At 60.9% G+C, this 10392-nt stretch carries 14 protein-coding genes and 1 pseudogene; 8 read left to right on the top strand and 7 right to left on the bottom strand.

From position 1 onward, the window contains the following. Positions 1-60: 60 nt before the first annotated feature. A complete protein-coding gene (locus ACP2YO_RS11685; protein ID WP_426441011.1) occupies positions 61-507 on the bottom strand; it encodes a 3'-5' exonuclease in 447 nt (148 codons plus the stop codon). 123 nt (positions 508-630) lie between these two features. Here ACP2YO_RS11685 and ACP2YO_RS11690 point away from each other — a divergent pair, with 123 nt between their 5' ends. After that, on the top strand, positions 631-921 hold the full coding sequence (locus ACP2YO_RS11690; protein ID WP_426441012.1) for a hypothetical protein: 291 nt from the start codon (positions 631-633) through the stop codon (positions 919-921). A gap of 93 nt (positions 922-1014) precedes the next feature. Here the strand turns inward: ACP2YO_RS11690 and dinB are convergent, their stop codons facing one another. From dinB to ACP2YO_RS11715, 5 genes are all read right to left on the bottom strand, one after another. After that, positions 1015-2055: a DNA polymerase IV gene (gene dinB, locus ACP2YO_RS11695; protein WP_426443137.1), complete on the bottom strand. Its 1041-nt coding sequence runs from the start codon at positions 2053-2055 to the stop codon at positions 1015-1017. Between the two features lie 47 nt (positions 2056-2102). Next, positions 2103-2828: an SOS response-associated peptidase gene (locus tag ACP2YO_RS11700; protein ID WP_426443138.1), complete on the bottom strand. Its 726-nt coding sequence runs from the start codon at positions 2826-2828 to the stop codon at positions 2103-2105. 263 nt (positions 2829-3091) lie between these two features. Continuing rightward, positions 3092-4120 (bottom strand): IS110 family transposase, encoded by a 1029-nt coding sequence (locus ACP2YO_RS11705; protein ID WP_426441013.1) that lies wholly within the window; start codon positions 4118-4120, stop codon positions 3092-3094. Positions 4121-4200: 80 nt separating this feature from the next. Beyond that, positions 4201-4650 carry a hypothetical protein gene (locus tag ACP2YO_RS11710; protein ID WP_426441014.1) on the bottom strand — a complete coding sequence of 150 codons (450 nt, stop codon included), beginning with the start codon at positions 4648-4650 and terminating at the stop codon, positions 4201-4203. Between the two features lie 46 nt (positions 4651-4696). Then, entirely contained in the window at positions 4697-5092 is a 396-nt protein-coding gene (locus tag ACP2YO_RS11715) for a hypothetical protein (RefSeq protein ID WP_426441015.1), read from the bottom strand. Positions 5093-5249: 157 nt separating this feature from the next. On the opposite strand from ACP2YO_RS11715, the gene ACP2YO_RS11720 reads away from it, so the two are divergent. Both ACP2YO_RS11720 and ACP2YO_RS11725 read left to right on the top strand, forming a co-directional pair. Beyond that, positions 5250-6167: a Ku protein gene (locus ACP2YO_RS11720; RefSeq protein ID WP_426441016.1), complete on the top strand. Its 918-nt coding sequence runs from the start codon at positions 5250-5252 to the stop codon at positions 6165-6167. A gap of 58 nt (positions 6168-6225) precedes the next feature. Next, positions 6226-6842 (top strand): annotated as a pseudogene (locus ACP2YO_RS11725) (cell envelope biogenesis protein TolA). A gap of 116 nt (positions 6843-6958) precedes the next feature. Here ACP2YO_RS11725 and ACP2YO_RS11730 read toward each other — a convergent pair. After that, a complete protein-coding gene (locus ACP2YO_RS11730; protein ID WP_426441017.1) occupies positions 6959-7225 on the bottom strand; it encodes a hypothetical protein in 267 nt (88 codons plus the stop codon). Positions 7226-7720: 495 nt separating this feature from the next. On the opposite strand from ACP2YO_RS11730, the gene ACP2YO_RS11735 reads away from it, so the two are divergent. The 5 genes from ACP2YO_RS11735 to ACP2YO_RS11755 all read left to right on the top strand — a co-directional run bounded on the left by ACP2YO_RS11735 (position 7721) and on the right by ACP2YO_RS11755 (position 10345). Next, entirely contained in the window at positions 7721-8104 is a 384-nt protein-coding gene (locus ACP2YO_RS11735) for a hypothetical protein (protein ID WP_426441018.1), read from the top strand. Then, a complete protein-coding gene (locus ACP2YO_RS11740) occupies positions 8101-8421 on the top strand; it encodes a 4Fe-4S binding protein (RefSeq protein ID WP_426441019.1) in 321 nt (106 codons plus the stop codon). The genes ACP2YO_RS11735 and ACP2YO_RS11740 overlap by 4 nt, the downstream gene beginning before the upstream one ends. Before the next feature lie 459 nt (positions 8422-8880). Next, entirely contained in the window at positions 8881-9495 is a 615-nt protein-coding gene (locus ACP2YO_RS11745; RefSeq protein ID WP_426441020.1) for a GNAT family N-acetyltransferase, read from the top strand. Positions 9496-9719: 224 nt separating this feature from the next. Next, complete coding sequence (locus ACP2YO_RS11750) at positions 9720-9920, top strand: hypothetical protein (protein ID WP_426441021.1); 201 nt, start codon at positions 9720-9722, stop codon at positions 9918-9920. Between the two features lie 17 nt (positions 9921-9937). After that, entirely contained in the window at positions 9938-10345 is a 408-nt protein-coding gene (locus ACP2YO_RS11755) for a hypothetical protein (protein WP_426441022.1), read from the top strand. The last annotated feature ends 47 nt before the right edge of the window (positions 10346-10392 follow it).

Here is a 10392-nt window from a genome sequence, read left to right on the forward strand (position 1 = left end):
AAGCCTTTTTGGCTTGCATCTTCACTCCAACGGTTACGGGCGCACGACGGCTATTTTAAGTTATGGACCCTTCTCGATGTCCTCCAGGAATTCAGATACCGGATCGATGCCGGTCACCAGCAGGAAATCTCGCGCGCGCGTACAGGCGACATACAGCAGATGCTGCTCAGTGTCATAAACTTCTCGAAGATCGGCATCCTCGCCGACGGTTTCGATACGCTCCCGTAAGGGAATGATGTCGTCGTCGCAGGCCATTACAGCCACGGCTCGAAATTCTAATCCTTCGGCGAGATGCATCGTTCCGATCGAGACCTTGCCACTGGTCGTCTCAACATTTTCGTCGAGAACCTTGAATGGTATTCCAGCCTTCATAACGGCATCGCGTGCGCGATCCAATTGCGCTTCGGAACGCACAAATACTCCAAATTCGTGAGGATGCACACCGTCTTTGGCTCGTGCAATAATAATCCAGTCGCTGACCGTCTTTGTCTCTTCCGCCTCATCCATCAGCGAGCAGATCGTTGGTGGAGGCCCGTTGAACACTGAGATGGTGTCGCTTCGTTCCTCACTGTTGCCATCAACGTCGGTAACGACCGGGCCGAGAAGACGATCTGCCTGAGTGCGGATTTGATGCCATTTAAATCAGGTGTTTATCAAAGCGCACCGTTTGAAGCCGCGGTATCAAAACGGTTTATCAAACGGTTCTTGTTCTTGCCGCCCTTAATTTGCCTGTCGCCGGACCTTCGGTCCGCAGGTAGTGTGCTCGTCTTGATGAGCAAATATATACGGCAATCCGTCGCCGAAATGATTATGCGCGTAGATGCATACAACTCAATGCTAGAGGCGCGGGGTGGCGAGAAAGTCATGCTCGACAGCTCTGCACGCAACGAGTTGCTTACCATCAAGGGTCTTGGCGACTAGATCTGTTCGCTCCTTGAAACGGTTTTACAACAAGAACCATAATTGCAAAGTCTGCGTTTGAAAAGCGAGCAGGACGCGTCATCGCAAAGCTGTCTACAATGCGAGTGGAATCTGCTTTGGCGTACCGTGATCGTCGGCTTCAAAGCTGGAAATCGATAGGCCGAGTAGTCTGACTGCCTTTTCCATGGGGAAGAGTGCTTTCAGCAATTCAGTCGATGCCGTTTCCAACTCGTTGCGGCTGCCGACGGTGCTGGCGACCGTCCGGCTTCGAGAGATTAGCTCGAAGTCGGCGAACTTTACTTTGAGTGTGACTGTCCGACCTCGCGAACCATTCTCTTCACAGTGCCGCCAGACCTTGTCGATCAACGGCTGCAGCTCAGAGAGCATCGTGTCAACCTCGGTGAGATCGGTGGAAAAGGTGTTCTCGGCGCCGACGGATTTCCGCACGCGGTTGGCCCTGACCTCGCGATTGTCGACGCCCCTCGATATCCAGTAGTAATAGCTTCCAGCCTTCCTGAAATTGGTCTGCATAAATTCGAATGACTGATTTCGGATACCGAGACCGGTGTAGAGCCCGAGTGCATTCATTTTTGTGCTGGTCGCTGGACCGATGCCGTGGAATTTGCCGACGGGCAGGGCTTCAACAAATGCGGGCCCCATCTCGGGCGTGATGACGTACTGGCCGTTCGGCTTGCGGTGGTCGGAGGCGAGCTTCGCGAGAAACTTGTTGTAGGAGATGCCGGCGGAGGCGTTGAGACCGGTCTCCTGCTTGACCTTGGCGCGGATCGCGAGCGCGAGGTCGCGCGCCAGCGGGATCCCTTGCAGGTTTTCGGTGACATCAAGGTAGGCCTCGTCCAGCGACAGCGGCTCAATGATGGCAGTGTGCTCGGCGAAGATCTCGCGGATCTGCTGGGAGACCGCCTTGTAGACCTCGAAGCGGGGCTTCACGAAGATCAGGTCTGGGCACTGGCGCTTCGCCGTCACCGACGGCATCGCAGACCGGACGCCGCACTTCCGCGCTTCGTAGCTCGCGGCCGCCACGACGCCGCGCTCGCGCGAGCCGCCGACGGCGACCGGCTTGCCGCGGAGATCCGGATTATCCCGCTGCTCGACCGATGCGTAGAACGCATCCATGTCGACATGGATGATCTTGCGCTGGCGGGACGGGCCGTCTTCGTCCGTCACGGCGCCGGCCCGGCCGGATCTTCCTTGACGCCGCGGGCGACGATCTGGAGCGACCCGTCCGGTAGGGGCCGCTGCAGCTTCAACGCCTCGTCCGTAGGGGCCGTCATCCAGGTATCGATTGCGTCCGGCGTCGCCAGGATCACGGGCATCGCCTTCGGGTGGACGGCTCCGACCTCCGCGTTGGGCTCCGTGGTGAGGAACGCGAAGATGTCATTGCTGGTTTCACCTTCCTTGACCTTCCTGACCGACGTCCAATTGGTCCAGAGGCCGGCGAAGCAGGCGAGTGGACGGGATTCGTCGAGGGCGAACCAGATGTCGCCGCCTTCGGCCTTGTTGAACTCGCTGAAAGAGTTGAACGGCACCACACAGCGGTTCTCGGCTCCCAGCCATCGCGTCCAGTGTTTGCTCTTCACGTTGCGGATGTTGGTCGTTCCGCCGTCCGGCTCCATCCTGAGCAGTTCTTTAAAGTCGACCGGCTTGCCTTTGGCCTCAAATTTTGCCGCGCGCTTCTTGGTCGCCTCCATGAGGGCATGCTGGGATGACGGCATTCCCCACCGCGCGGTAGCAAGCTCGCGGCCTTCGGCGCCGTTGCGCACGATTGGCGCCTTGTAGTCGGGGAAGACGCCCGGCATCGGCGCCAGGTTGCCGACGTATCGATTTACCACGCGAAACAGCGCGATGATGGCCGCCTGATTGGTGGTGATCGAGTAGAGATTGCAGATGTGGACGGCCCCCCACTTATCAGGATTGTAGCAGACTTCTGGCCAGATCGCTTGCTATCAGATGTCCGGCCTGTTTGCGCGGGCAAAGCCCGCTGGCCGAGATGGTGTTCGCTACGCACGTTCCAAGCACATGGGCGACATTCTTGGTGCCAGTGTAACCTTCGGAAGCTCGCGGGTATCGACCGATCGGTCCTTCCATCTACTGCGTCCTGCAAGTTCATGGGCAATCCGCCGAGCAACCTTGCTCGCGGGCCGATTTCAGATCAAGTCGGCATGGCGGCTACCGGCTGCTTGTACACGCCACCCGAAATCATCAAGCGCCAAGCGATGCGGGCAAACTTGTTGGCCAAGGCCACCGCGACCAGCTTCGGCGGCTTTCGCTCCAGCAGCGCGGCGAGCCATGGTGTGGGCTTATGACGACCCTTTCGGACATGCCTCAGCAGCGCAGTTGCACCGACGATCAACGTCGATCGCAGTACAGAATCTCCAGCCTTTGTGATGCCGCCGAGTCTTTGCCGGCCGCCAGTTGAATGGTCCTTGGGCGTCAGTCCGAGCCATGCCGCAAAGTCGCGACCCGATCTGAACGTCTCGGGCGGCGGTGCCTTCATGCTGAGCATCGACGACCCAATCGGACCGACGCCGGGAATTGTCGCAATACGCCTGCTGATGTCATCCTCGCGATGCCACTTCATCAGCTTAGCCTCGATCTTTGCTAGGCGAGCTTGGACCGCGGCATACTCGTCCGCCTGAAGGCGGAAGAGATCCCGCGCCATTTCCGGCAGGCTATCGTCTTCGAGCACGCGTTTGATGAGTGCCGCCACGTTCTGCCGGCCGGCGGGGCCGACGATACCAAACTCAGCGGCATAACTCCTGAAAGCATTGGAGAGCTGCGACTTCACGCTGACCAGGCGTTCCCGCACGGTCATCAACATGCAGGCCGCTTGCCGTTCCTTTGATTTCACCGGTACGAACCGCATGCTGGGCCGGGTGACCGCCTCGCAAAGTGCCTCGGCGTCAGCCGCGTCGTTCTTGCCGCGCTTCACGTAGGCCTTCACGTATTGAGGAGGAATTAGCCTTACCTCGTGCCCGAACGATTGGAGCAGGCGCCCCCAATGGTGCGAGCTGCCGCAAGACTCTATGGCGACGAGAACCGGCGGAAGCCGCTCGAAGTAGCGGATCATCTCGGCTCGCCGGAATTGGCGCCGGACAACCACGACCTCATTCTCATCAACACCGTGAAGCTGGAACACCGACTTCGAGGTATCCATGCCGATACGAACGGGAATATTCATCAGACTTTCCTCTCATCTTTCTGTGACGCCAAGAGCGCCATCAAACCGCGGGGATGAGAGGCCGTCCACACCAGCACATGTCAGGATTCCGGTCGGGCATGGCGCGGCTGCCATGCAAGCTGGAGCAGGGTCGCAGATGGACGCCGCCCCACCTTGGCGCACTTCCGGCAGCGCAGGCGGCTGGCGAGATCGTGCACGAACGTGGTCGGAGGATGCTTCATCGCCGCAAGATCGACGTCGCTGGGCGTCTTGCATCTCGCACACTGGATCTCCAGCCAGGGAAAACCGCCGTTGACGGCCTGGTCAATCGTGGGCGACGGATCGATTGGCTCGCCGTCGGACCACATCAGCTCATTCCAGCTTTCGCAGAGAAGCTTGTCGGCCTGCTGGATCAGCGCTTCGCCCTTGGCCCGCATCTGGGGCGACTGCGTGGCCAGAATATTGGCCATCGCGCGCGACTTGCCGAGCTCCTTCGCGAGAGCCTTGCGATCGCCGCCCGACAGGGGCGTGGGGTGATACTTCGGGGCCATCCGGACATCCAAGCGCAGAGAGATCGGATCGGCAATCCGTCGCGGGTCAGGGCGCCTCGACCGCCGGCCAGCACCCGTCTTCTTCGTGTCTTCCGGTGCGCTGCTGGCAGGTGTCGTCCAGCAGCCGCTGGGCGACGTCCTTCCAGACCGCATTCCGGCCATATAGCCGGACCGCATCGGCGGTCTGGATTTCCACCGTTCGGTCGCAGCGGCGGCAGTTGACGCGCAGCACGTGGCGCTGAATTTCCGAGAGGGGGCGTTGGCGCAACTGGGCGCCGGTCATGGCGGCGCGGGGATCCCTAAGCACAGAATCCCAATATTCGGGCGGGAGCGGTTCCTCGGGAGCTGCAGTGGGGGCCGCCTGTTTCCGGACGGCCTCGGCAGCCAGCTTTTCCATCTGTTTTGGCGTCGGCATGCGCCAGCTCGCGGGTCGATCAGTCATGCCCGAATTAGAACATAACAAGAACAAATGTCGAGTCCGCGGAGCACGAATCTGGGTAGGGCCTGTTGAAATTATCCGCACTGGCGCGATCCGGGGTGTCGGAACCAAGCTGGCTGGATCGTCTTGAATCCGGCATCAGTGTTGGAGTTCCCCCGCCATGGCCCCCCGCGCTAACTGGAAAGGCTTCCTTCGCCTCTCTCTCGTCACCTGTCCGGTAGCGCTCTATCCGGCCACCTCGGAATCCGAAAAAGTCTCCTTCAACCAACTCAACCGCAAAACCGGTCACCGCATCAAATATGCCAAGGTGGACGCCGACACCGGCGAGGAGGTTGCCAACGAGGACATCGTCAAGGGCTACAAGGTCGACACCGACACCTTCATCGAGGTGACGAAGGAAGAGCTCGAGAACGTTGCACTGGAGTCGACCCGAACGATCGAAATCGACGAGTTCGTCGACCGCAGTGAGATCGATCCGCGGTATCTGATCCGCCCCTACTATCTGTGTCCGGACGGCAAGGTCGGGCACGACGCCTTCGCGGTCATCCGCGAAACCATCCGCGAGATGAACAAGGTCGCAATCGGACGCGTCGTTCTGACGAACCGCGAGCACATCATTGCGCTTGAGCCTCTGGACAAGGGACTGATGGGAACGCTGCTGCGCTATCCCTATGAAGTCCGCGCCGCGGAGGAGTACTTCGACGATATCCAGGATGTCAAAGTGACCAAGGACATGCTCGATCTCGCCAGGCACATCGTCAATCAGAAGGCGGGCCATTTCGAGCCGGACAAATTCGAAGACCAGTACGAAACTGCCCTGCTTGATCTCATCAGTCAGAAGCGCGCCGGCAAACCCATCACCGCGAAAGAGCGTCCCCGAGGCGAGAACGTGGTGGATCTGATGGATGCGCTGCGCAAAAGCATCGGCGGCAGTGCGGCGGCGGAGACCAAGTCTCCGAAAAAATCGGGCAAGAAGCCGCGCAAAGCCGCGGCCGGCCAGAAGGAGATGCTGATGCCGATAGCCGGCAAGAAGTCGGCGAAGGAGACGCCCGCGAAAAAGACGGCGGCCAGGTCTTAGCGGAAGTCGGCCTGATGGCGTACCCTCTCGTCGGCGGGTTCCGACGCCGGAAGGCAAAATGGCGAGAAAGCTGAAGACCTACCAGACCTCGTTGGGCTTCTTCGATCTCGCTATCGCCGCACCGTCAATGAAGTCGGCGCTGGAAGCGTGGGTGCCGACAGCAACCTTTTCCACCAGGGCGCGGCGAAACAGAGCGACGATCCGGATGTTATCGCTGTCACCATGGCCAAGCCAGGCGTCGTGCTCAGGCGACCCGTGGGCTCCGGCGGATACTTCAGCGAGCATGCCGAGCTGCCCAACGATTTGGGTGGCGACGGGAGACGGACGAAGGGCACCCGCGAGGCGGCAAGCCGCGGGCCGAAGAAGCCTCGGTCCAGACCAGTCGACAAGGCGTCGGAGCGGAAGGCCGCTCTCGCCTACGAACGGGAGCAGAGTCGCCGCGAGCGCGAACGCGCGAAGGAAGAAGCCGCGAGGCTCAAGGAGCGCGAGCGCCGGCAGCAGGCCATCGACAAGGCGCAAGCGGCTTTGGACAATGCCAAACGCGAACATGCGAAGAGGGCCGAGGCCATCGAGGCCGAGTGCGAGGTCCTCGAAAAGAAGTCGCAAGCCGAAGACGCGCGGTGGGACAAGGAAAAGGCGCGGCTGGAAGCCGCGCTGAGACGCGCTCGCGGCTGACTGATTCGGAGGACCTCCTTCCTGAAGGGAATCTGCACAGGAGCTGACCTGACTTTGCCGGCTCGGTCGCTAAAGGACGTCCTCGCCGGCCCAGAGCCCCTCCGGCGCTAGTCCATCTAGGTTTCGTGCGGACACTCAGGGCAGGTGTCGCCGATCGAATCCAGCACTTCATCGATTGTAAGGGCGGCGGCTTCTGCTGACACGCCCGATGGCGGATCCTGGCGGGCAGCATTGGAGGCGCGCTCGCGAGCATGCGGATCGGCGCGGTCCTGCATCCATCCGTGCTCGCTGCACTCGCGGATGGCGCCGGCCTCCTGCAGCACGGAGATCGCCCAGCCACGCAGCGTGCGGATCGCCGGTCGTCGCTCCTTCGTCATCAGCATCGTATTCGCTCCTTCGGTACGAATCTTTGTGAGTGTTGTTTGTTCCAGGCGGCGATGTCTGGCCCGCGTAGGGCGACTCAGTCTAAACAATCCCCCATCAGACTATTTCGAAGGAATAAAATGGTGGTAGCGGTTGGTGAGCTTCCTGCTTCGGGTTATGCGCTCGAAGTTGACGGCCGATTCAAAGCCGAATTTGCGACCAGAGACGGGGCTTGGGCAGGAGCGGAAGAATTGAAGAGGCGCTTTCCCATGCTTCAGGTGCGGATTTACGACGCTCTGACAAAAGGTCGAGAGGAAGTCCAGCTGCCGCGAGTATGAGTGTCCTGCAGACTTCGTTTCTGCGCATGCGGCTATTGCCGCACCGGGCTCTCGTAAACCGAGCCGCTTGGGCGCGTCTCGTAGGGTAGGTGCGGGACACCTCGAAGAGGATATCCCTACGCCTCCCCCCAAACCGTGCGGGCACCTTTCAATGCACACGGCTTTCGCAGCCGATTGATGCATGCGTTCGAGCCGGCCGCGCTAGCAAGAACGATTCAGGACGAGGTCTTTCCCTACGTACCGAATTATTTCCGCGAAGGGTTGCGGTTGCAGGGAGCGCTGGCGCGGCTTGACGCCGCCTGGCTCGACGTCGCGGAAGCGGATGCGGCCGCCAAGGCTGACATCTTGCGAGCCCGTGAAGGCGTGGCGATGCTGGCGACCGCGCGATGGATGTACCGCAGCGCGCTTGCGCGTCAGGAAAGCCGTGGCATGCACCGCCGCGATGATTTCCCCGATCAGGACGACCGGCAGCATCACTACGTGACGACGGGCGGCCTCGACGAGGTCTGGACCTCGGTCCGCCCGCATGCCGACGTTGCGTATGCGGAGGCCGCGGAATGATCGAGATCATTGATGCCGAACGCTGCACGTCCTGCGACATCTGCGTGAACGTGTGCCCGACCAACGTATTCGACAAGGCCGCCGGAATTCCCGTGATCGCCCGGCAGGGCGATTGCCAGACCTGCTTCCTTTGCGAACTCTATTGTCCCGACGATGCGCTTTATGTCTCGCCCTTCGCGGATGGGACCCAGTCGATCGATGTCATCGCACTCAAACAAACGGATGCGATGGGCAGCTATCGCCGGGCCGTCGGCTGGACCGGGGAGACGCGGGATCTCCGCGGCGTTGACCGGAGCTATCTGCTCTTTGGTCATTGAGCTACGGTACTCAAATGAGCCTCGCCGTTTGTTGGTATGAGAGTCGGATATCGGTTCGACATGAACAGATCGTCGAATCTATTCAAATCGTTCAAACGCGGAATAGCGCCGGCGCCGGCAATCATGGTCGTCAAGGCGACATCGCTCAAAGCCGCCGGCGGCGTGTGCGCCCACGGGCGGCGATCGCGATGGACGCTCGAACAACATTGCTCAGCACCGGATCGGTAAGTCGCTGGTCGGTATGTCCCCGAGCTATTCTACGAGGCGGAGGGTAGACGCCGATTCGCAAGCCTCTTCGCTAGCAGTCAGCCGCATTCCTTCGCTCTTCTGGAGATACTTTCAGCCAGGAACGAAGCGAAGAGTTTATCGTCTCTCGATGGTGTGAACCAAGGGTCATCTGACGTTCAACATGACAGCATATCTGCTCTGGGACGATGCAGTGGCAGCTTTCGCGCCCCCATGCTGCCGCTCGACTATGTGGTGGGCTTGAAGGAGAATGTGATGGTGATCACGCGTGAAGTGTCTGTCGATGACGCCACAACAGTGACCGAGATGGTTGCTGCCCTAGTTGCAGAACTTGGGGCAGGCGATGTACAGGCCGGACTAGATGCCGAGCTCGTTGCCGATCTCCTCGCCATGAAAGAGCGCGTCTTTGGGTTTCTCGCTTTTGCCCAAGAACGCCCTGTCGGTGTCATCATGTTGTCGGAAAGCGTCGCCCTTTTTGCGCGCGGAACCTACGGCATTATCACCGAGCTTTACGTGCTGCCTGATCAGCGATCGTCCGGGGTTGCGATGGCCCTCATTCAGTCTGCCATGAGCCTGGGGGCGGCAAAAGGCTGGGGCCAGCTTGAAGTGGGAGCGCCCAGGCAGCCGATGTGGAGCCGCAGCCCCAATTCAGCACTGTACTTGAAGGCGGGCTTCGCAGAGATCGGACCACGCCTCAAATTGCCGTTGCACGGCGTAGCCAACCCACGAGCGCAAGGTAGCCCTGCGGCGCCAGTGCGGTTGGATCCCAGGCAGCGACGCGCACCGCGCCGCCGTATCCGAGACTCACCCGCTGCAAGATTTGCATGATCGTCGATTTACCGGCGTGCAATGACCGACGACGAAGTTCGTGGTGTCGGCTTGGCGCTCGCGGCGGACATGGCGGAGGACATCGATGCTGCGTTGCGATCGTTTTAGGGCTGTTGCCAAGCCAAAGTCTGGATGTGAGTCACCACCGATTGTGGCGCCGTTAGCATATTTGAATTCGGCGCCAATGCTGTTGCGTTAAGATAGGTTTTTCCCTTGGGGGTCCCATGCCCGATCCTGCCACCGCCGCGCTTCTGCGCGCAGTCCTCGATGAGGTCTGTGAAAACGTTCCCCGTTACGACACAGGCGCCCGCGCTCACGTGGCTTCCAGGATTCTGGAAGCCGCCTCGCGGGGCGACACGTCACCCGACCGCCTCAAGCAGATCGGGCGCGCGGCTCTCTCCGACGCCCCGACGATGTGGCGATAGCCGCGAGGGGCGCGGGGGTGAACTTTCAGGTCACGGTACTCAAGATCCTGGTGAGCTATCCGGACGGGTTCGCCGTGATGGCCGATCTCAAGCGCGACATGGCGATTCTAGCGACCAGCGGAGCCGACTGGACCGCGCGGACCAAGCGCCTGGCTGCGGGCGTACGGGATCTGGATATCTTCTCGCAAGCGCTCGTCGAGCGCCTAAACGGTGGCTGGCGCATCACCGAAAAAGGGCGGGCGATGCTCGAGGTTATGGAAGCCCGTTCGCGCGATCCGGAGCCCAAAGCGGCTCCGACCGAGCCGCCCGGCCCGGCCGTGCGGGCGCTGCGGCTCCCCGAGCAAAGAATGCGGCGCCGGCGCGAACGCCGCCAGCGGCGACGCGCCGGCCGCGAAAGGGGCAGGGTCTGGACTCAACCAGCCTGACTTTCGCGGGCTGCTGTCGACCAAGTCGAGAACGTGGGTGCGGATGA

The sequence above is a fragment of the Bradyrhizobium genosp. P genome, from assembly GCF_049949265.1.
Classification (GTDB): Bacteria; Pseudomonadota; Alphaproteobacteria; order Rhizobiales; family Xanthobacteraceae; genus Bradyrhizobium.